The following is a 21,892-nucleotide window of genomic DNA, read 5'->3' as shown; positions in this document are numbered from 1 at the left end:
AACCTCATATTCTATTATTCACTACATAACTCTCAAGTCACGTTCTCCATTCATTGTAAATTCCTATCTGTATAATTACTAATACCTATGGTGTATTTTGTATCATGCCTAATATGTATCGTATAATCATCTGTGAATGATTTATCCGATGTATTATGAAAGGATGATAAGTTGTGGATATTCGGGTTTTAAAATACTTTTTAACTGTGGCTAAAGTAGGCAATATAACAAAAGCAGCAGAAATCCTTCATATTACGCAACCAACACTAAGCAGGCAGCTTATGGATCTTGAAGAAGAACTGGGTACGCGTTTGTTGATACGAGGAAAAAGACAGATTACACTAACAGATAGCGGTCTCTTGTATCAGCAACGGGTAAAAGAAATCATTTCCCTCTTAGACAAGACAGAAAGAGATCTGGCAGAACAAAAGGATTTAATTGGTGGAGTAGTTTCTATTGGATGTGTGGAGTCCATTGTATCCAAAGCGTTGGCAGAAATTGTAGAGAAATTCTCTAACCGGCATCCTAGAGTACAATATGAACTGTATAGTGCAGATGGAGATGACATTAGAGAAAAGCTTGATCGAGGAAATATCGATATTGGCATATTATTGGAACCCATTGAAACTGCAAAATATGACTATGTTCGATTACCCTATCCGGACAAGTGGGGCATTCTGATGAGACGAGATGATCCTCTTGCTCAGAAATCAACCATTGGGATTCAAGAAATACTTTCATTACCCTTAATTCCACCCCGTCGGACAATTGTGCAGAATGAGATTGCAAGTTGGCTTGGTGTGGAGAATGATCGTCTTACTATTTTTGCTTCCCATAATTTATTGACTAATGCGATGCAGTTGGTAGAACGGAAACTGGGGTATGCCATATGTGTAAGCGGATCATATACAATCCGGGAAAGTAATAGCACATGTTTTGTTCCCTTTGAACCTGAACGAATAACAAATCATGTACTCGCTTGGAAAAAGAATAGGATATTTAGCTCAGCTACCGCTCACTTTATTCAATTTATAAAGGATATCTATGGTTCATAATAAAAGTGCGCTTTACCTTTAGTGTGGTTATTCTTCAATAAAACAAGGACACGTTATTAACGTGTCCCCAAGATAACAAAAGGTTAAATTCTCAATGAGAGATTTGTTTTTTAGGAGTATACATATAAATTCTTAATAGGATAAACGCCAGGCTCAATATCAAAAATAACAGTCCACCTACTACAATGTACCGAACCCCCATTCCTGATATAAACAACCCTCCGACAGTTGTTCCAATGGTTACGCCCAGGTTACCAGATGTTAGAAATAATCCATTCGCGAATTCAGGGGCTTCCGGAGCTGCTGACGTAATCCAATACTGACTAATATTGCTTGCGATTGCATACAGCACTCCCCATATAACAACAATAATGAACATAGGGACAGTGAATTGGCCCATAAAGAACAGGAAGATGTAGACTACTCCAAATACAAATGGATAGATCATTACGGACTTAATTGCATTTTTGGAAAGCAATCTTCCTCCTAATACGTTACCAAACAAACTGGCTGCACCAAATATAACTAACATTAGACTGAGGCCTTTCCCAGAAATATGAGTAATGGTCGCAAGATATTCGGCGAAGTAACTATACACTCCAGCCGTTGCTGCATTTACAAATATAACGGCAACAATAGATTGCCAAGTTATTGCTTTCTTCAATACACGTAGTTGAGATCCGTATGAAAGCCTTTCTCTGACAGGCATGGATGGAACAAATAGCAATACACCAATGAATGCTACTGCATTCACGATAGCAAAAAAAGTCATAGCAGCATCAATTGAAGCGATACTGGCAATAAAAGTTGTGATGGGTACACCTAGCACAATGCCAGCAGACACGCCCATAATGACTTTTGACACTGCTCTAGGGATCTCTTTCTCACTAACCGAACTAGCTGCTGCTGTCAGAGCGATCGAGATATAGACGGGATGTAAAAATGCCGGGATAACACGAGCAATTATTGCGAATGTAAAGTTTGTTGCAAATATAGAGAAAATATTACTAATCACGAACACACCGAGTACAAGTAGCATTACCCCTCTGCGATTAAAACGCGAAAACACTAAAGGCAGAATGGGACCCGATATCGCAACTGCAAGTGCAAACAGACTTACTAGCAATCCTGCTTGAGACACGCTAACATTGAACTGTTCAGCAATTTGAGGCAATATCCCAATAACGCCCATTTCAGTATTTAAGATTCCGAAGACACCCAAAGTTAATATAAATATAAATAAATTATTTCGTTTAAACATGATTATTACCCCCACCGTTGCTCCATATTCTCTTTCTCATGCTGTACTCCGCCCAAGATGATATTCAAATGATTGAAACCAAACTCTCCTCCTTTTGGCTGTAATCATCTATTTTAATTCAAATTCACATTGAGGGCTTAATACTCATTTGTGTATTATTATATATAAATAAAATGTATCAACAACCACAAAACATCAGGATTCGTGCATTAATACACAACGCGACTCAAATTGTGAATTACTTTTCAAGAAAGTTAGGTGGATGTACATGCTTAAAGTGGACAGAAGAAGTTTGAAATCTCAAGAAGCTATCAAAAAAGCAGTGATAGAACTCATGTCTGAAAAAAGTTTTGATGACATTACGATTCAGGATATTGCTGATCAAGCTAATGTTAATCGTAGAACGATCTATCTGCATTACTTGGATAAGTACGATCTACTGGATAAGCTTATTGAAGAGCATATTGAGGAATTAAAGAGATTGTGTGAATTGGAAGCTGAAACGGATACATTAGAGGGTAGTGCAACATGGTTTTTATATTTTGAACAACATTATTCATTCTTTTCAGCAATGTTAACTAGTAAAGGAGCTCCTTTTTTCCGTAGCAGGTTCCTCGATTTTGTCACAGACGATATTAAGAATGGTTGGGATATGTCCGAGGGAAAAAAACAAGGAATAGATGAAGAGCTTCTTATTCAATTTATCTCACCAGCTTATGTAGGAATTGTAGAATGGTGGTTTATTAATGACATGCCCTATTCACCTCAAGTTATGGGAAAACAAGTGGGAATGTTATTGGAAAATAACCTCTCCTAAACAAAGATGATTCATTCCCAACTATAGTCTGATTTCTTCCAACGCAAAAAAAGGCAACCGAATCATTCCTGTTCGGTTGCCTTTGATTTAGATATAAAACTTTATATACCTTTACTTCTCCGATGGGAGTGGTGTAAAGAGCAGATTGACCGGCAGGTTGCTTCCCGGCGCGGCAGAGAATAGAATGGTTACGCTCTCTCCAGTTGAACCGGTGCGGTAAAGCACGCTTTGTTCACTTGAATTGGCAACCGCAACGTTACCATCGGCAATCGATACCAACTGATTGTTCACCAGAGCTACTCCGGAGTACTTCCCTCCACGAGGGTTAAAGGAGATAAGTGTACGCGGTGCAACATTGGTCAGCGTGATTTTGTACAATACGCCGAAATTACCCGCATTGGATGCGTCTGTGTAAGCCATCGGATCTGTTCCTACCAGATTGGGATCGCTTGAATTGTCACCAAGTGGCAGACGGGCAGGTTTGATTCCCACGTGCTCATCGTACTTTATAATGCGAGTCGCATTCGGGTACGTACCCCGGTTGTGTACTCCGTCACGATCCAGCACAGGTAGCAATGACAAAGCCTCGAAAGGATCTTTATTTTCTTCCACCAGGATAACGTTATAGTCTAAGGAATAATCACTATAAGCGTCCGAATAGAGGGAGATTACTTGTCCTTCTTTCATCGGCGTTTTATTAAGTTCTGTCAAAATCAGTTTGCTTTCCCCAGGTTGAAGGTACTCTTTCTTTTGATCCGCTCCAGTCTGAATCGACTTGAACCATTTATCAATAGACAATTTCCCAGCTACGGTAGCATACGGTGTAGGTCCGGCAAAGCCCATATTCTGTTGTTCAAATACGGCTGGATTCGGATTGTTATTGGTTGCAATCACATACATTTTTACTCTTTTGCCTGTATTGTTCACGTGGTGAATCATGAAACGGGTCTGTCCCGAAGATGATTCTTTATATACAATGCCTTCCGTATTCACAGTTTCCGGACTGTTACTGCGGATCAGCAAACTTGGCTCATCCATGTACGTATAAGGCACTTTCTCCATCGTAGTCACTTCGCCGCCGTTAAAGGTGAATTTCTGTCCTACCGGCGTGAAGAGTAAATTAAAATCGGTAAATGAATATAAGGTCTCATTGGTTATGGTGATGACTTTGGAGTACGTGTTCGTAGCACCGTGATTGTCAGTTACCGTAAGAGTCACCGTTTTTGGACCCGGTTCAAAGAACGCAAGTGAATTGTTCTCCCACGCCGCTTTAACAATATTATTTTCATCATCTGTACTTTGGTCTGTGTATGTTATTTTTTCGCCCATTTTATACTCTTCTTTATCCGTGGCGAACATGGCTACAGGAGGAAGATTAGGAGCCAAAACTTCAATCGTAGTTGAATAGGGATCGCTCCATTGACCATTGGAATCCTGTACTTGATATGAAATCGTATATGTACCTGCTTGATCAAATGAATCCTGGCGACCAGTCCAGCGTTCGTCAACGATATCCATTCCATTAGGTGAACTGGAAGAAGTCACGTAGTCTACTTGATCACCCGCAAAGATTTCCTTTTGGGAAATGGTAAAGCTTGCAACAGGTTTTGTATTAAGATTCAACACAACCGTTTTAGCCGACTGATTCACTTTATAGGTGATGTTCAGAGCTTGAGTAATGGAAGTTAACGGCACCATGAATGTACTTTTTTGCTGATAAGCAGGGCCTTTCATCGTTCTGGTCTCTCCATTTACCGTATAGTCCTTGCTGTTAGTTTTGAATCGGAGTTCATCTTCACCACTAATAATGATGGTTTCCTTGGTTTTGTTATCATATTTGACGCCATATCCCACACGGTCAACCAGCGCACGGATTGCAACATAGGATACACCGTTTTTTACAGCCATTGGCTGTCCAGCAAGATACGTTTTTCCATCCTGCTCCATTTTGTTGCTATTCATGTACAACGTCAGATTTCCACCTGCTACTGCAGGAGACGTCCCATCAACGGATGGTTGCTCTATCTGAGCAGGCGTAGCTGGCGTTTCAACCTTCTCAGGGGTTTCCTCTTGAACTACAGGTTTTGTACCCGTTTCGTTTGCAGGGGTCTCTCCCCCATCCAATGCAGGTTTCTCGCTATCTGTTTTGGGTGTTGCCTCAGTGCCGGTTGAGGTTTGAGTGTCCTTGGCTTCAGTGGGCGGAGTATTGATAGATTTGTTATTGCTCTCCGTCTTCACTTCACGCTCTGCAATCGGCTGCTCTTGCTGTAACACCTCAACTGATTCTACATTGGCTGTGTTTACTGACGCGGTGTCACCTTGCGGTGCTGATTGCGCACTCACAGAACCAACTGCAAATGCTTGAAAAACGGCTAAAGCGGTAAAAATGGATAATTTCTTCTTCATATTCATGTGTTGTCTTTGGCTCCTTCTACTCTCTAGTAATGTATAACCCCTCAAAAAGTCATAATATTAGACGCTAGATTTAGGAAAAAGTTTCTAATTGAATTGTAAATTATGGATTTATGTGCAACTATTTTTTCAATGTTTGGTTATAAGTTCTTTGAATAAGAAGCGCCTGTTGCATAATAGTCTTGATTTTGCACAAGATAATTCATGTCGCATTTTATAAAGAGGTGGATCAATGACCCCAACCAATCAGGCTTTCTCTGTATTAAAAATGAATATTTCTTATGTTGAACAGTCCCTCTACTGTACTGACGATTTGAAACAACAACAGCTTCTACTTAATGGTGTACAGAGTGTGCTTCTCTATATCGATTCACTTGTAGATCAGGAGATCATTCAAACACATGTCTTAACAGCACTGAATGGCCAAGCTCATTCGGAAATCTACCCATCGTTCACCACTTTAGAAAGTCGAAAAGATACGGATCTGCAACGTGGAATAGATTCACTTATTCAAGGGAAAAGTCTTTACATAATCGATGGGTACCCGGAGTTTTACATTCTTTCTACCGAGAAAATGTATGTCCGAAGCACAACCGAACCGGAGAATGAAGGCGTTATTCGAGGGCCGCACAATGGATTCGTAGAGCAACTTTCGGTTAATTTGAATCTGATCCGTAGACAAATTATTAGTCCATCCCTAATCGTTCGATATTTTAACGTCGGCGAGAAGACACATACCAAAATTGCAGTTGTATATCTTCAGGACTTGGCCAATCCGGAGTTGGTGAACGAAGTAAAAGAGCGAATCACGTCCATATCTTCAGATATGGTGCTCGCTCCAGGTTTTATTGAAGAGTTTATGGAGGATAACCCCTTCTCTCTGTTTCCCCAGCAGCTCAATACAGAAAGACCTGACCGGGTTATTGCCAACTTGATGGAAGGACGTGTCGCCATACTTGCCGAAGGAAGTCCTTCAGCTCTTATTGCTCCAGTTACGTTTTTTGCTTTTTATCAAAGTCCGGATGATTATCATGGTCGCTGGATTGTCAGTTCCTTTTTACGTTTAATTCGCATGATGAGTTTTGTCATTGCTTTTACATTACCTGCTGTTTATATTGCAACCATCTCTTTTCACTCCGCTATTTTACCGATCGAACTGGCACACACAATCAAGAAATCATTGCAGAACATCCCCTTTCCTGCACTTGTAGAGGCAATGTTGCTTGAACTGATCTTTGAAGTATTAAGAGAAGCCGGGGTCCGACTTCCCAGCCGAGTGGGCCAGACCATCGGCATCGTTGGCGGTTTGGTTATCGGAGATGCTATCGTTCGTGCGGGTCTTGTATCCTATACAATGATTATTGTGGTTTCACTAACCGCTATCTCGTCGTTTTTGGTGCCTTCACATGAGATGAGTTCGGCAGTCCGTATTCTCCGCTTTCCAATGATGATTGGAGCGGCGCTTTTTGGATATATCGGCATCGCATTTGGTCTGGTGATTCTAACCATTCACCTCTGTAAGATGGAAAACTTCGGATCGCCTTATTTTGCTCCAGTGGCCCCTTTCCGATTAGCTGACATGAAGGATGTATGGATTCGATTTCCCATCTGGGCGCTTCGCGGGCGTCCTCATGATGCCCGCCCGCAGCGGCTGAATCAGCAGAAGTTCTCTAGGAGTTGGAAAAAACGTGAATAAGGAAACAACAATCACTCGGGGACAACTATTCTTGCTCATTTTGAAATTTGAGATCGGTGTAGATATTCTGTCCCTCCCTTACCGTATACACCTTATCTCTAAAGGCGGAGGATGGATTTCTGTTTTTCTTGGAGGGTTCCTGATCCAACTTGTCATACTGTTGTGCTGGCTTTTGATGCGAAGATTCCCGAGTTCATCCATTTATGACATTGTAACGCTGATTACGGGGAAATGGATTGGCAAGTTGCTGATCATTGCCTACGTTGGATATTTCCTGTTAATGGGTACTTCTGTTCTGGTGAACGCCTACAGTGTGATTAACCGCTGGATGCTGCAGGATACGCCTCGATGGGCTATATTAGCCCTCTTCTTGTTCAGCAGTATCTATTTGGTTCGGCAAAAATTACGAATCATTGCGCGAGTACTTGTACTCATCTCCTTTTTGGTCTTGCCCATGATGGTATTGATCAGTTATGGACTCAAGGAAGTTAATCTGTTATATCTTTTGCCGTTAACCGAAGCGGGATGGCCCAATATCATTAGTGGATCAACCGAAACATTAATGGCTATGTTTGGATTCGAGTTTTTTCTCGTTGTGTTTCCTATGGTTGAAGGTAGCAACGGTGGCAAACTCAAGTCTGTTGCTTTAGCAAGTGCTGTAGTCGTGGTGTTGTATGCATTCACCGTGTTCATTTGTTCAACGGCGTTCAGCCCCCAGCAACTTGACTTAATGCCTGAACCGGTCATATATCTGCTCCGCTCTATCCCACTTGGAACAATGGATCGGGCCGATTTCCTGTTCCTCCCTATCTGGTTAATTTCCATTTTTGGGGCCATATGTGGCTATTACTATACGGCATCCTATGGTATAAGTTATCTCTTCAAACAAAAACACCATAAAAAAGCGGTGCCTTATGTCGTTCTTGCTTCTTGCATAATTGCCTATCTGCCACAACAGAAGGAAAAACTTGAGTTAATTAGTACGATAGCCAACAGATCGGCATACTTTTTTCTCATGATCCTGCCTCTGCTCCTGTTGATTCTATCTTATATAATGAAACGAAAAGAGAAGATGATATGAGTAAACGGGGGAAAATCCTCATCCTACTGACCCTCCTCATGGTGATGACGGGATGTTGGGATCAGGATAGTTTAAAAGATGCAAGACTGGCTAATGCTTCGGCGTTTGACATCACCTCAGAGGGTGAAATTAAACAGACGCTTGAAATTGTCGATGATTCTGAGAGTCAACAAGGGAGCAACGGTAATGAAGTCCACTCAGGCACCGGGAGATCCGTCCGTCAAAGTACGGATAGAATTCGCGCTAAAGTGACTGGTGATATCCGGTTTTTTAAATATGGGATGATCTTATACGGCAACAAACTCGCACAAAATGATATCTATCCCTACCTGGACGTCTTATATCGGGAACCCGATTACCCAACCTCACATGTGAAAATTGCGATTGTGGATGGCGATGCCGGAGATCTGTTACACCAAAAAAAAGTTGGTAGCATATTGATTGGTGATTTTATTACGAAAAAAATTAAGAGTCTGGAGGAATTATGTATTTTTCCGGAAATGACGTTAGAGACCCTTCTCCCTCCCATGCTGGATCCGGGACAGGATTTTACACTGCCTTATCTATATAAGGATGGAGAGGAGATTGATGCTCGGGGAATCGCCCTGTTTCATGGGCAAAGGTTCAATGGGAGTCTTACGACCGAACAGGCTCCTCTATACATTATTATGAGTGGGAAATGGAATAAAACAGCGCGTTTTGTCAAAAAGGTCCACCCAGGGCCTTCCAGCAACCCGCGGAACTATGTCACTTATGAAGCAAATATCGCACAAATTAAGCGCAAACTTGCGGTAAAGGTGGCAAGTGATAGCCAAATTGATGTGAACCTCCGTATCGAACTTCCAGTAACGATCGTTGAGTATGCAATGAATCATCTTCAGGAAAAAGACACAATTGAACGTCTGAACCGCAAGTTAACCGATGACATGACTCAGGACGCAGAACAAATTATCAAGACACTTCAGCAAAGTGGTTGTGATTCCTTCGGTATTGGCAGACATTTAATTGCCCATTACCCGAACTTATGGAAAAGCCTAGACTGGAATAAAGAATATGCCCAAGTTCGTTTTCACCCGGAAGTAAAGGTTACAATAGTCGGCAGCGGCGTTTTAAATTGATAACATGCTGTCGTGCAATTGGGAAAGCTCTCTTCCATTTGGAAGAGAGCTTTTGACTGTTGACTTAAAAAGAAGGATTTCCTAATATCTTTAGTCGTTAAGAAGCACTTCAGTGGAAAGTTTTATCGTGCCTGGTTGAGTATAACTTCGGCAGTGAAGCTGACCTATAAAATAGGTGAAAGAAGACGTGATATTCCTTCTTTAAATTTGATAATAAGGGACCTGTTTCTATAACGATCAGAAGTAAGTTCTGTACTTAACTGGCTATCTTGATGAAACAATTCTTGAAGTTGTTTCGCAACTCGCTCGTCATATACAATTGCATTCACCTCAAAATTCAACCTAAAGCTCCGGGAATCAATATTCATCGTCCCTACTGAAGCGACTTCTTCGTCTACTACAATGGTCTTTGCGTGTAAGAATCCATTATCATACAACAGAATCTTGGCTCCATAGTCCAGCAATTCACCAGCATACGCCCAAGTCGCCCAATATACAAACGGGTGATCGGGCTTATTGGGAATCATAATGCGCAGATCCACCCCGGATAGCAGTGCGATTTTACATGCATCCATAAAAGTGCTGTCAGGAATAAAGTAAGGCGTTTGAATATACACACTCTTTTTGGCATTTACTATAAGCTTGATGTACATATTCTTCAGGTGTTCCACCTGTGAGTTAGGACCACTAGACACAATCTGAACTGGACTTGAACCATCAAGCCTTGCTGTGTTGAAGGAGAATTGTTCGTAACTTACTTGATCGGATTTGCTGGCGTGTTTCCAATCCAAAATAAACCTTCCTTGAATATGATTAACGGCATCCCCGTGCAATTTAAAATGTGTATCACGCCAGTATCCAAACTTTTTATCCATGCCTAGATACTCATTTCCCAGATTAAATCCGCCAATATAAGCAATCTCCCCATCAATAATACAAAGTTTTCGATGATTTCGATTATTCATACGGAAATTTAATGGCCTAATCAGTGACGGGAAAAAGACCTCTACTTCTCCACCGGCAGAGATCAGTTCTCTGAAAAACTTCAATGAAAGTTTCTTTGAACCAATTTCGTCATAGAGAACTCGCACTTTTACGCCTTCTTTAGCTTTTATAGTTAATTCATCTCGTAATTTCTTCCCTAAGGAATCCGGTTGAATAATGTAATATTGGATGTTAATCTCTTTCTTGGCTTCCTTGATATCTGCAAATAATGAATCAAATTTCTCTTGTCCATCATCGAAGATGAATATCTCATTGTCATTGGTTAGGATTGCATTGGATGATGTGAGATTCAATTGAATCAAGTCAGCATATTTCATGAGCAGGGGGTTGTTTTCCTTACGTTGCTGCTTCAATGTCACTAACTGGTTCTCGACAATTAACTTTAGGGAGTTTCTCTCTTCAACTGAAAGTCCGTAGAAATTTTTCTTTTTAAGGTTACGTCCCAAAAAGAGATAAACGATAAAACCTAAAATAGGAATGAAGTAAAATATCATGAGCCAGGCCCAAGTATAACCAATGTCTCTCCTTTCAAAAAACAAAAATACCGCTGAGAGTAATATGTTTATAATCATAACGAGCGAAAGTATCAGCGTGACCATACTGCTATATCTCCTGCCTTCCATTGACTTTATGTAAATAATAAAAAGTGCTTATTACTTAGCTGTTCTCGAATGAAGCCGCCATCACAAAGAATATGATAACATACTTGAGGAATACTAAATCTATTAAATGATAATCACTAGACATCGAACCAAAAAAGAATCCACTTCCTATAAAAGAAGGGATTCTTTCACATTGAATATCCTATACTTAGAATCTGTAATTCAAAGAGAACGCAATTTTGATACTTGTTGTTCCCGCACCGGCTCCAATGAGACTTATAGAATTAATTGTTGGTGCAGTATAAGATCTACTGCTACCTGGGGCTACGACAAAACCAGGAATTTGAACACCGTCAATAAGCAAAGCAGCGGTGGGTGAAACCCCCACTCCGTTATTCTCAATTAGAATAGTTCCGTTTATCAGAAACGTTGAGGAATTTTCGTATATAATTGTTGGTGTCCCTCCCGTATCTGACAAATTTATCGTAGTACATACGGCATCGTTCACCACCGCTGGAGAAACCGTATTATTACAATTACCAATTTGAGCCATTTGTGAACCTCCTTAAAAATGCTCTTTCTATAAATATATGTGGGGAGATAGTAGTGGTTCGGGCTATTCCAACTTTGTTTCCATTTATTCCTCATCCTCTTCTTCATTTAGAACTTGATAGTATATATCTATTCCAAATGTGCCGCTTGCAATATTGTTTAAGCTCTTTTCAATCTCCACTTCAATATGATGCATTCCGGCACAGCTAAAAGCACAGGTGTTACCCGGTAGAACAGGAAGCGAACACGTTCCTTCATTATGTATTATGTTCAAAAAGACAGATGAATTACTTTGTTTATGATTATAAATACTTACTGTACCATGTACTTTTAAGGCTGAAGATGCTGACCACAGCGTTAAAACCTCTGTTATGTTTGCTGAATTTATATGGAACTCCCCACAAATAGTTGTTTCAGCGAGACGAGTATTCACTCAGACTGCTCCCTTCCATAATTCTTCCTTTCATTTATTTTATTAGTGATCTGCTGTTTTCATGTATGATTATGCTCCTAATGAACAACAAAAAAACCGCTACATTAGCGGCTTTTAATAGTACTATGTTCGTGACTTTAAACGATATACGACCGACTATCCAATCTCCCCTGCTCGTTAGTTCCTTACAACAGGAATCCACATTTCACCATATACCAAACCGTTTTTCTCTCCCATTTCAACTGTTGTATTTGGACCGCCAACATAGGCATAATCTTTTTCTACGGGGAGGGCTTGACCAAAGGCAATGCCAGTAAGCATATTATTGAGCGCATCAGCCGTTGCAGCTTCGCCCTTCACAACCAGGTATTCTCCCTTAGGAAATTGGATTACTCTCGTTGCTTCTGGCAAAGTTTCTGCTGTCATGACACCAGCATAATGCATCATCTGGTTATTTACTGCTTCGTTTACGGCAAAAATGTAGTCGTTTGTTGCCAGAGACTTTAGTTTGTCCAGGCTTCCATCCTCTTTCACCGTGGACCAAAAATCCGCCTTCTCCTTGCTGATGCCAACATAGTCTGTATAGTCGCTCTTAAGATCCGTTCCAATACCTAACACGATAAAGCTCTCTTTTTCTTCGAAATGATAATTACTCATGGTTTACACCGTCCTCTTTAAATTTTCAATTGATTTGTGTTTTCACTTGATAGGTTTATAATAACCTTAAATCATGTCAGAATATGATACTGTTTAGGGGGCCCAATGAAAAAAGTTGAACGCATTAATACCATCACGCGGTATATCAATAACCGTGCACACTTTACCATCTCTGAAATCATGCGAGAATTTAATATTTCTCGTTCGACAGCCATTCGAGATATCAGAGAAATTGAAGCCATGGGAATGCCACTTGTCGCTGAAGTTGGGCGGGACGGGGGTTATTTTGTCATGAACAACTCCCTCCTGCCCACGGTACGGTTTACCGATAATGAAATCAAAGCGTTATTCATTGCTTTTATGGCGACAAGAAATCAACAGCTTCCTTATCTGAAGAGTCGTCAATCTTTGGCTGAAAAGTTATTGGGCCTTATCTCAGAACATCAGCAAGATGACCTTGTACATTTGAATCAAATATTGCTTTTTGAAGGAACCAATCCCCATAATCCAGACTTGCTTGATCTATCAGACCTGCCTCACCCTACCTTGGAAAAACTCATCCAAATTCTTCTTATAGAACGTTATTTGTTAGTCACTGTCCAAGAAGAGAAGAAAACCAAGTCCTATCCCATTGTTCTCTTGCACCTTCATCATCAAAAAGGCCATTGGATCATTGAAGGTTTTGACTTGGAGGAAGAAAAAAGACGAATCGTATCCGTTGACAACCTCATCCATGTCGAAGCATACCCGGCGAAAAAAAGACTGAGTACAAAAAAGATTGTAGAACAACTCAAACGAAATACACAGGAAGAAGTTATCAACCTTGTTCTGGAACTTGGTCCAAAGGCAATTGCGCAATTCAAAAAATACCATCCTTTAAAGTTTTCAATTGCCTATACAAATCCATACCAGACTACGGCTCTCCTAAAGGCATTTATGAATGTTCATAACTCAGAAGAGTTAACCGAAATCACCAATTGGTTGCTTTTTCTAGGAGAAGATATCAAGGTGAAGGAGATTCCGGAAGAAGTCCTGAATGCTGTACAAGAGAGATTAAGCTTATACCAAATGAAGCAGTGAGCAGCCCCCTCCTACCTAGTCTCTCCATTATCTAACAATACCTTACCTGAATTCAGGCTGAGGGTTCAGCACGGAAAACCAAAAAAAGCCGCTATTGCAGCGACTTGTGATGGAATCATATTCATATTCATTCATGTCTTACGCCAATGTTTGGCGAGCTGTTCCTTCAATACTAAAAGTCAGCATTAGACTGGGCATGATTAGGTGTATGCTGCGGGACGTTTTTAACGAGTAGGAAATAAGTAACAATGGCAATGATACTGGTCATTAACAAAGTGAGTCCTAACGGGACGGCAGTGTCCTCACCCGCGATGCCGACCAGAGGAGCAACCAGTGCACCCAGAAGAAAAGGAACAACGCCGAGCAGTGCTGCTGCACTTCCGGCCATCTTAGCTTGACTCTCCATGGCAAGTGGGAATGCCGCTGTAGACGTAATGCCGATCGAGCATACAAAGAAGAACAATGGAATCACCAATGCGAAAAGTGGACCATGAGCCAGGGTGACGACCAAAGCAGCCACACTTGCTATTATAGCAAGCCATAGTCCCGATAATAGCAGCGTCTGCTCAGGGATACGTTTAGCTAGTCGACCCACGATTTGAGATCCGATGATCAAGCTGATGCCGTTCGAAGCAAATAATATAGCAAATACAGTGGGTGTGACGCCATATATATTTTGGTAAATAAATGGTGTTCCCGCCACATAAGCAAAGACCCCTGCTGTCATAATTCCCTGTGCCAGCATGTAGCCTACAAACTTACGGTCACGCAGAAGCATTCTGTAATTACCCAATTGCTGTTTGAAGTCAGGAACTATACGTCTTTCGATAGGGTGTGTTTCTTTTAAGCTCCACTTTGTCATGATTAATAAGAAAATTCCCAAGAATGAAAGGCAGATAAACACGCCAATCCAGGTTGTGAATGAAAGAACCCCACTTCCCGCGATGGGTGCTGCCAAAGGCCCCAAATTCCCTACAAGCAACAGCAAAGAGAAAAATTTAGTGAGTTCATGTCCACTGTATAGATCTCTAGCTATCGCACGGGAAATGACAATTCCAGCTGAAGCCGCAAATCCTTGCGTGAAACGAAACAAAATCAATAGTCCGATATTCGGAGCAAAAGCACATGCCAAGGAACAAATAATGTAGGCTGCCATACAGATCAACAATGGTCTACGTCTACCGTACGCGTCACTCAAAGGACCCATAACGAGTTGTCCTACACCAAGTCCTAATAAACAGGCAGTAAGGCTAAATTGTACAAGTGATGCCGTTGTATTCATATTTTGTGCAATCTCCGGAAAAGCCGGTAAATACATATCAATCGTAAATGGACCTAATGTAGAAAATAAACCTAGTAGTATTGCCAGTCCAAAAACATTCCAATTCGTGCTCTTCGCCATAATAAATAAAATCTCCAATTCCTTATATAATTTGCAAGCCTAATCGAGTATAAGACATAGAGTTAACTGTAGGTCAAGTCTTAAGACTATTAAAACCAAAAAAAAGCCGCTTATTAAGCGACTTTGAATGGAAAACTATTTAAATTGTGTAACTCCCCCGGCCTGAACCCATATGACTCATGATCATTTCGGCAGCTCGCTTGTAACCGCCAGCCTGCCTTAGAGATTCACCAATGAGGTAAGCCTGCCGTCTATAAAGTGAATTGTGTAGCACTTCTGTTAATGCCTCTCTCAAATTAGTTGCACTGAGGTTATGTTTATTTAAAGTAATACCCGCGCCGAGCTCCTGTACCCGATTGGCGACAAGAGGCTGATCCGATGTTAATGGAATCATCACCATTGGAACGTTATAATATAACGCCTCACTTGTGCTGTTCATTCCAGCGTGTGTAATAAAAACATCGGTATGCTGCAGCATGTCCAACTGGGCAATGTATGGCTTGACGATAAAATTAGGTGGTATTTGATCAGCCAGCGGCTCCATATCCGTGTATTTTCCTGAAGATAAAACAACATTCACGGGTAGATCCCCTAATGCTTCAAAACAAAGCTGATAGAAATCCAAATTTTTATTTAAAATCGTACCCATAGCAATGTACACGGTTTGCGGGTACCGTTCACGAAGCAACTCAAACGAGAAGGTCGGAGCATCTTGGCGTGTTATGATCGAAGGACCCGTGAAAATAAAACGATCATCCAGCTTTTCTGCCTGCGGCTGAAAATAACGGCTGGTGTACACGAGCTTTAACTGACCTGTATGTGCCGGAATCTCTTCCATAGCTGGAATACTCACTTGAAGCTCTTCAGCTAACTCCGTTGTGATCTTCATCGTAGCCTCATAAAGCTCCTTCGTCTCCGTCTCATTCAGAACTGAGCTAGATCCCAGAGGCTCCACAAAAGCAAAGGACGCAATCGAGCACACCGCAGGAATTCCCAGTTTTTCTGCAAGAATAGTCCCTCCCCATCCCATCAGGGAATCAAAGATCATATAATCAAACTTTTGATCCTCGATCACCTGTAGCACATTGGGGATGATCCTCCGGATAATACCGCTTACCATCATATAAATGAACTGATAAGAATGCTTGTATTCCTGGGGTTTCAACACCGGATCATGAGAGAAGGCATCTTGTGGAAACGGATAGGTAATGATCTGGGCACCGGTTTGTTCAATTCGGGAACGATACTCCTCCGTGCACACATAGATGACTTCCTCACCATTGTCTATCAACTGAGTAACTAATCCTAACGATGGATTCACATGTCCTTCAGCTGGAGTAATGACTACTAATACACGTGCCATCTTACCCACCTCCCAATGCAATTAGTCCCCCCGTTCTTCGTGATGTATTTAACGACGCGGTCGTCATCCGTTACATGGAGATGTTATCCTTCACTTGGTTGATTGGATGATGTTCTTGATGAACGAGTTTGGTAATTCGTAGTGATGCCAAGAAACTTAACAAGACCCATAATAATTGCAGTGTTAACACGATCAAAACACCTGTCGATATGCCCCACTGTAACGTTTCGGACAAGGCAATCAGAGCGCCACCAACTCCAATGCTTACGCCCATGTAGAAGGAATCCACAAATTGCAGATTCGCGGACATTTCTCCCTCTTTCCTGGGCAAGGCATGTTGTAAAGCAATGGCTGCTGTTGTAGGGTTGGCCAATCCAACACCGAACCCTGTAATCATTTGTGAGAGAAGGATGAGTATAATCCCACCGTCCGTCAAAATAAGAGCCAGGATCACAAGCGCAGTTCCAACGATCATAATCCCAATGCCCGTCATGACCCTACCCTTTCGGGCCCGACCTTGATCTCGTGCATCAAGCTTGGCTTGTAACCACGCTGCGGCGGACCAGCTCAGAGAACCTGCTGCTACAATGAGGCCAGCAAGGTCAGCTGATAACCCCTTCACTTCGGTTAGTGCCAAGATCACAAAACTTTCCGTTGTAAAATAACAAGCAACATATAGACCCCTCGATACCAAAGTAGCAGGCAATCCTTTTTTTACCGAAAAAGTGCCCACAGGCAGCAATTTACGCATTGGTTGGATCATGACGACTAATCCAGCCAAAGTGAGTACTATGCCTTTCCAATCGGTTATCATACCAAGTCCTGTGAGTAACAGCCCCGTTCCAACCGCAAGCAGAATCGCATACATAATCTTTGAGTCAGTTGCTCGCGCTGGACCTGACAGATCTTGCTGAAGCTGCAAATTACGGAAAGAACGGAATGTGAGACTCAACGCTATTCCAATCAAGGGTAGAACGATCCAGAAAACATATCGCCACGAGATGTAGGAAGCAATAAGGCCTGCTGCATAAGGTCCGATTAAGGTTGGTAGGACAAATGCCATAGAGAATGCGGCCAGGATTTGAGTACGAAGTGTATCTGGATAATGTAACGTCACACAGGTATAAACACATGTGATCAGGGCCCCCGCTCCAAAACCTTGAAGGGCTCTTCCGGCAATAAGCATGTGCATATCGAAAGAAATAGCGGAGACCACAGTTCCTAACACAAAAACACTAAAAGATATCAGCATGGATGTAAAAACGCCGCGCTTGTCAATCTGCTGACCCATAACCAAAGTTCCAATAAGCTGAGATAACAAAAATGCGCTAAAAATCCAACCGTATAAATGAATACCCTCTAAACTTTGTGCCATTTTCGCGGCAATCGTTGTGATAGCCAGTCCTTCAAAAGCTACGGTTGCCAGAACCAGCATAATCCCAATTGTAGGCGCCCTGTACTGAGCATCAAAAATCCCAATCTGATTGTTGTTTGTCTTCCACACCTCCATAATTTGATGGGTATTATGGTAAAATAAACCTTTTTACTTCCTGAATATACATGAAGTGTTATACTTTGTAAAGTTAAATGTTTAAAAAGTAAGATTATGGTCTAGAATAGGGTTCCCCATGTTCAATAGGAGATTTTGCTTGAAAATATGCCATGTTCATTACAGTCAATTTGGAGAAGTTCATCCTCCAGGATCCAGGCATCTGTTTTTTCAACAAAGAAATGAAATCCTCCAATGGATTGAACCAATGCGGGATCGACCGGTGTAGCACTCGCATTTATGCCAATTGTAAAAGCATCGGAGCCTCCTCCGATATATTTTGCGTAAATCCTTACATATTGGTCCTCTTCCAATTCCCATTCATTCTTAAATGAATCGATTGCTTGTTCAGATACTACAAATGAGATCATTGCTCTGCACTCCTTCCTTCATTAATCACATTTTTTCACTTCGCCACGATAATTGGCCATTCTGAAACTGGCTCCGCATCCACACGAAACTTTGGCATTTGGATTATTCATGGTGAATCCACCTAACATTCCGCTCTCTTCATAGTCAATCTCAAGACCATCAATATATGGAATACTGTTTGCGTGAACCAATATTTTAAATTGCTTTTTATTTAACACAATGTCTTCTTCTGCCTGCTGTTCATCCACGATAAGAGTATAAGACAAACCACTGCATCCCCCTTCATCAACGCCTACTCTAAGAAAGGCATTTTGGATATCCGCACTTGATAAGATCTCAACGATTTTGTCCGATGCTGTATCACTGACCTCAATGATCATCTTTATTCCTCCCGGTGGTATCATTTTGAAATTTGGTATCCCAGTCCATTAGACAGGGTATGAATGCTGCAAGAGCAGCTCCTTTTGGCGTAAGTTCATAAATAATTTGTGTAGGGCGTGTCCGTATTGTTCTTTTGACCAAATGATCATGTTGAAGACCCTTTAAACGTCTGGAGAGGATCATTTCGGAAATGGAAGGAATGTTATCGAATATTTCACCGAATCTCTTCGGGCCTTGAGACAGAGCACATAAAATATGGATCGTCCATTTCGTTCCGATGATGCGATAAGCTGTAAATAGTTTATTCGGATCCTCAGTGAGCAATGGTCTGTACACCCACTTTCTTATTCATCTGCGTGGTGAGATCCGAGTACTGGCAATGATACTCGTGACGATCAACAAGAGATGGAAACCCATGGCTACAATTAAGCCGGATTGAAGTGACATACCGCCAGCCTGACACACGACAAGTATGGAACCACCAATGCCAATCACTACACCAGGTGTAAAAGAATCTGCAAATTGCAGATTTGCCGAGGTTTGGCCCACGCCTTCTTCCCCCGTTTGGGAGAATGCGACAACACCACTAATCGGATGCGCCAATCCAATACCAACTCCTGCAATGATCTGCCCAATAACTGCGATGGTAACGGTCACAACAGGTACCCAAAATACGATGGCAATCCCTATGGCAAGTAACAATACGCCAAGAATAATTCTCATATGACGTCCACTGCCCTGATCTGCCGCATCCCACCGTCCTTGCAGATACGCAATGATACACCAACTTAATGCAGCACTCGCCACAATTAATCCGGCCTGAGAAGGTGTAATTCCTTTCACATCGATTAGAGCCAATACCAGGAAATTCTGTGTACTAGTATAGGCAGCGAAGAACAATCCACGTGTTGCCAAAATAGCTGGCATTCCTCTGCGCAACGTAAGTGTTCCCTTCGGTAGCAATTTACGCAGAGGAAATATCATCAATACTAGGCCAATCACGACTAAAACAAATCCCATAATGCTCGGAAGCCTACTTAGACCAACCAGGAAAATCCCTGTACCTAACGTTAAGAGTAACGCCATCCAAGTGGATGAAGATCCGCTATCCCCTCCTGTCTTCTGCACTTTCAATTTCCTAAAGGCAGGTAAACTAAGCAATGCTGAAACCACCAGCACAGGTAAGATCCCCCAGAAAACAAAGCGCCAGGACCACTGATCTGCGATAACTCCTGCTACATATGGACCGAGCATGGACGGAAGAACATAGGCAGTACCAAATGCTCCAAGAATTTTGGCACGCAACTCATCCGGGTAACTTAACGATATAGCTGTATACACACAAGTCATCATAGCTCCGGCACCCAAACCCTGTAGAGCCCGTGATCCTATCATGGTATACATGTCGCCTGCGGTTGCGGCAGCGATCAGCCCTACGATAAATAACAGAAGTGCAAAAGTGAACGGTGCTGCAGGTCCTCTTTTATCAATGATTCGACCGACGACCAGCGTTCCGATAATCTGCGCAAGCAGATAGGTACTGAATATCCATCCGAACAGGCTAAGGCCGTTCAAGTCTCCAGCAATCGAAGGAGCAATGGTGGTGACGGATAGACCTTCGAATCCAACGGCCATCACTGATAAAATAATCCCTATGGTTAGTGCAAAATAACGCGGACTGAAAATACTTTGATGATTAGACGACATGAAATGTGACCTCCAAGAAAATTGGTATGTATACATCGTATCCGGATACTTAGTAAACATTTTTGTTTATAATGTCTAAGCTACAGTCCGGCTTTGACTTTGTCAACATTTTTGTTTAAAATGTAGTTAGTCATGTAGACTCAGTTGCGTCACAAGGAGGTGCACCATGAGCGGAAATCAAACTAAAAAGGATGTCTCGACCAGTACCCGGAGAGCAATTATTAATCTGTTAAAAGAGCGCGGGGGAATGGATGTTGTCACTCTCTCCTCTCAGTTTTCGTTATCCGGAATGGCTATTCGTCAACATCTGAATGCGCTAAAAGGAGAAGGATTGGTCACCACTGTGGAAGAGGCCCGTCCCATGGGTCGTCCCACCAAGTTATGGATATTAACTCCCGCGGCTAATCGTTTTTTTCCAAGTGGATATTCGGATCTATCCGTCAGCCTCATCAATTCAATGAAAGAGGCTTTTGGTACTGAAGGGCTGGACAAGCTGCTGGATGTTCGAAATAAAAATATGCAAGAACAATATCTTCAGCATCTTGGCGATTCATCAGGAGTTAGAGAGAGATTGGAGAAATTGGCCGAAATTCGTACGAATGAAGGTTATATGGCCGAGGTTAAGGAGCAGGATGATGGCAGTCTCCTATTCATTGAGAAGCATTGTCCGATCTGTGAAGCGGCCGCGGTATGTACCGGGTTATGCAAGAATGAGTTACATTTATTCAAAACAGTTCTAGGCGATAATGTTCATATTGAACGGGGAGAATACATTCTAGCCGGAGGAAGAAACTGCGTATACACCGTTAGGCATAATAAGCCATGACCAAAAGAGCAACCTCATTGGAGATTGCTCTTTTGGTTTGGTTTTTGAACTGATTATGTAATTTTGAATTGAGGTAGAGTATAGTAAGAGTGTCGAAAATATACTCTAGGAGGCTACTGCCATGTCACAAAAAATCTGGATGAACCTGCCGGTGAAAGATGTTGTGAAATCCACTACCTTTTTCAATGAGATTGGATTCCATGGGGAGAATGTTGGCAACGAGAGAGCCCAGCTTGTCATAGGCTCAACAACGATTCTACTGTTTCCGGAAGCAACCTTCGAGAAATTTACAGGTGCCAAAACCGCAGATACTTCCCATAGCGCAGAAGTGATATTTTCCATTGGTGCTGACAGCAGAGAAGAAGTTGATGCTTTTATTCAAAAAGTAGAGATTGCTGGAGGAACCATCTTTGGCAAGCCTGGTGAAATAGACGGCTGGATGTACGGCGCTGGATTTGCCGACCTGGACGGTCACCGCTGGAACCTGTTGTATATGGATGAGAGCAAAATGCCGAAACGGTGA

21 protein-coding genes are annotated in these 21,892 nt (G+C 41.9%); 8 read left to right on the top strand and 13 right to left on the bottom strand.

All coding sequences use genetic code 11. From position 1 onward, the window contains the following. The first annotated feature begins 173 nt into the window (after positions 1 to 173). Positions 174 to 1,055, top strand: a complete 882-nt coding sequence (locus CXK86_RS12570) for a LysR family transcriptional regulator (RefSeq protein WP_101313834.1) — start codon at positions 174 to 176, stop codon at positions 1,053 to 1,055. 91 nt (positions 1,056 to 1,146) lie between these two features. Here the strand turns inward: CXK86_RS12570 and CXK86_RS12565 are convergent, their stop codons facing one another. Then, the gene (locus CXK86_RS12565) at positions 1,147 to 2,316 is read right to left on the bottom strand and encodes an MFS transporter (protein ID WP_101313833.1); all 1,170 of its coding nucleotides are present in this window, start codon (positions 2,314 to 2,316) and stop codon (positions 1,147 to 1,149) included. A 268-nt stretch (positions 2,317 to 2,584) separates the two neighbouring features. Here CXK86_RS12565 and CXK86_RS12560 point away from each other — a divergent pair, with 268 nt between their 5' ends. After that, positions 2,585 to 3,133 carry a TetR/AcrR family transcriptional regulator gene (locus CXK86_RS12560; RefSeq protein WP_036615561.1) on the top strand — a complete coding sequence of 183 codons (549 nt, stop codon included), beginning with the start codon at positions 2,585 to 2,587 and terminating at the stop codon, positions 3,131 to 3,133. 111 nt (positions 3,134 to 3,244) lie between these two features. Here the strand turns inward: CXK86_RS12560 and CXK86_RS12555 are convergent, their stop codons facing one another. Continuing rightward, a complete protein-coding gene (locus tag CXK86_RS12555) occupies positions 3,245 to 5,545 on the bottom strand; it encodes a copper amine oxidase N-terminal domain-containing protein (RefSeq protein WP_101313832.1) in 2,301 nt (766 codons plus the stop codon). Between the two features lie 232 nt (positions 5,546 to 5,777). Between CXK86_RS12555 and CXK86_RS12550 the strand changes: the two genes are divergently transcribed. Genes CXK86_RS12550 through CXK86_RS12540 form a run of 3 tightly spaced genes read left to right on the top strand, consistent with a single transcriptional unit; the run spans position 5,778 to position 9,440 of the window. Beyond that, positions 5,778 to 7,241, top strand: coding sequence for a spore germination protein (locus CXK86_RS12550; protein WP_101313831.1), 1,464 nt, complete (start codon positions 5,778 to 5,780; stop codon positions 7,239 to 7,241). Beyond that, entirely contained in the window at positions 7,234 to 8,322 is a 1,089-nt protein-coding gene (locus CXK86_RS12545) for a GerAB/ArcD/ProY family transporter (RefSeq protein WP_101313830.1), read from the top strand. Before CXK86_RS12550 ends, CXK86_RS12545 begins: the two co-directional genes overlap by 8 nt. Further along, positions 8,319 to 9,440 (top strand): Ger(x)C family spore germination protein, encoded by a 1,122-nt coding sequence (locus tag CXK86_RS12540; RefSeq protein ID WP_101313829.1) that lies wholly within the window; start codon positions 8,319 to 8,321, stop codon positions 9,438 to 9,440. The genes CXK86_RS12545 and CXK86_RS12540 overlap by 4 nt, the downstream gene beginning before the upstream one ends. Positions 9,441 to 9,604: 164 nt before the next feature. Here CXK86_RS12540 and cls read toward each other — a convergent pair whose 3' ends face one another. The 4 genes from cls to CXK86_RS12520 all read right to left on the bottom strand — a co-directional run bounded on the left by cls (position 9,605) and on the right by CXK86_RS12520 (position 12,689). Beyond that, positions 9,605 to 11,044 carry a cardiolipin synthase gene (gene cls, locus CXK86_RS12535; protein ID WP_083684765.1) on the bottom strand — a complete coding sequence of 480 codons (1,440 nt, stop codon included), beginning with the start codon at positions 11,042 to 11,044 and terminating at the stop codon, positions 9,605 to 9,607. Positions 11,045 to 11,255: 211 nt separating this feature from the next. After that, positions 11,256 to 11,600, bottom strand: a complete 345-nt coding sequence (locus tag CXK86_RS12530; RefSeq protein ID WP_076253140.1) for a DUF3992 domain-containing protein — start codon at positions 11,598 to 11,600, stop codon at positions 11,256 to 11,258. An 84-nt stretch (positions 11,601 to 11,684) separates the two neighbouring features. Next, the gene (locus tag CXK86_RS12525; RefSeq protein WP_076253139.1) at positions 11,685 to 12,032 is read right to left on the bottom strand and encodes an S-Ena type endospore appendage; all 348 of its coding nucleotides are present in this window, start codon (positions 12,030 to 12,032) and stop codon (positions 11,685 to 11,687) included. A gap of 177 nt (positions 12,033 to 12,209) precedes the next feature. After that, positions 12,210 to 12,689 carry a GyrI-like domain-containing protein gene (locus CXK86_RS12520; protein WP_076253138.1) on the bottom strand — a complete coding sequence of 160 codons (480 nt, stop codon included), beginning with the start codon at positions 12,687 to 12,689 and terminating at the stop codon, positions 12,210 to 12,212. A 105-nt stretch (positions 12,690 to 12,794) separates the two neighbouring features. On the opposite strand from CXK86_RS12520, the gene CXK86_RS12515 reads away from it, so the two are divergent. Beyond that, positions 12,795 to 13,769, top strand: coding sequence for a helix-turn-helix transcriptional regulator (locus CXK86_RS12515; protein WP_076253137.1), 975 nt, complete (start codon positions 12,795 to 12,797; stop codon positions 13,767 to 13,769). A 172-nt stretch (positions 13,770 to 13,941) separates the two neighbouring features. Here the strand turns inward: CXK86_RS12515 and CXK86_RS12510 are convergent, their stop codons facing one another. The 7 genes from CXK86_RS12510 to CXK86_RS12480 form a co-directional block, all read right to left on the bottom strand. After that, positions 13,942 to 15,171: a multidrug effflux MFS transporter gene (locus tag CXK86_RS12510; protein ID WP_076253136.1), complete on the bottom strand. Its 1,230-nt coding sequence runs from the start codon at positions 15,169 to 15,171 to the stop codon at positions 13,942 to 13,944. 139 nt (positions 15,172 to 15,310) lie between these two features. Further along, positions 15,311 to 16,534 (bottom strand): macrolide family glycosyltransferase, encoded by a 1,224-nt coding sequence (locus CXK86_RS12505; RefSeq protein WP_036671332.1) that lies wholly within the window; start codon positions 16,532 to 16,534, stop codon positions 15,311 to 15,313. Between the two features lie 70 nt (positions 16,535 to 16,604). Further along, positions 16,605 to 18,044, bottom strand: a complete 1,440-nt coding sequence (locus CXK86_RS12500; RefSeq protein ID WP_036671331.1) for an MFS transporter — start codon at positions 18,042 to 18,044, stop codon at positions 16,605 to 16,607. A gap of 122 nt (positions 18,045 to 18,166) precedes the next feature. Next, positions 18,167 to 18,454 (bottom strand): HesB/YadR/YfhF family protein, encoded by a 288-nt coding sequence (locus CXK86_RS12495; RefSeq protein ID WP_076253135.1) that lies wholly within the window; start codon positions 18,452 to 18,454, stop codon positions 18,167 to 18,169. Between the two features lie 21 nt (positions 18,455 to 18,475). Continuing rightward, positions 18,476 to 18,835 carry a HesB/IscA family protein gene (locus CXK86_RS12490; protein ID WP_017688344.1) on the bottom strand — a complete coding sequence of 120 codons (360 nt, stop codon included), beginning with the start codon at positions 18,833 to 18,835 and terminating at the stop codon, positions 18,476 to 18,478. Continuing rightward, positions 18,825 to 19,172, bottom strand: a complete 348-nt coding sequence (locus CXK86_RS33010; RefSeq protein ID WP_370511441.1) for a winged helix-turn-helix transcriptional regulator — start codon at positions 19,170 to 19,172, stop codon at positions 18,825 to 18,827. The genes CXK86_RS12490 and CXK86_RS33010 overlap by 11 nt, the downstream gene beginning before the upstream one ends. Before the next feature lie 12 nt (positions 19,173 to 19,184). Beyond that, entirely contained in the window at positions 19,185 to 20,543 is a 1,359-nt protein-coding gene (locus CXK86_RS12480) for an MFS transporter (RefSeq protein ID WP_076253134.1), read from the bottom strand. Between the two features lie 166 nt (positions 20,544 to 20,709). Between CXK86_RS12480 and CXK86_RS12475 the strand changes: the two genes are divergently transcribed. Together CXK86_RS12475 and CXK86_RS12470 are read left to right on the top strand one after the other, a co-directional pair. Then, positions 20,710 to 21,369 carry a helix-turn-helix transcriptional regulator gene (locus CXK86_RS12475; RefSeq protein ID WP_036671328.1) on the top strand — a complete coding sequence of 220 codons (660 nt, stop codon included), beginning with the start codon at positions 20,710 to 20,712 and terminating at the stop codon, positions 21,367 to 21,369. 121 nt (positions 21,370 to 21,490) lie between these two features. Further along, complete coding sequence (locus tag CXK86_RS12470; RefSeq protein WP_076253133.1) at positions 21,491 to 21,892, top strand: VOC family protein; 402 nt, start codon at positions 21,491 to 21,493, stop codon at positions 21,890 to 21,892.

The organism is Paenibacillus sp. BGI2013, assembly GCF_002843485.1.
GTDB lineage: Bacteria > Bacillota > Bacilli > Paenibacillales > Paenibacillaceae > Paenibacillus > Paenibacillus amylolyticus.
The sequence above is the reverse complement of the archived record's forward strand: the minus strand, read 5'-3'. Positions and strand labels throughout refer to the sequence as shown.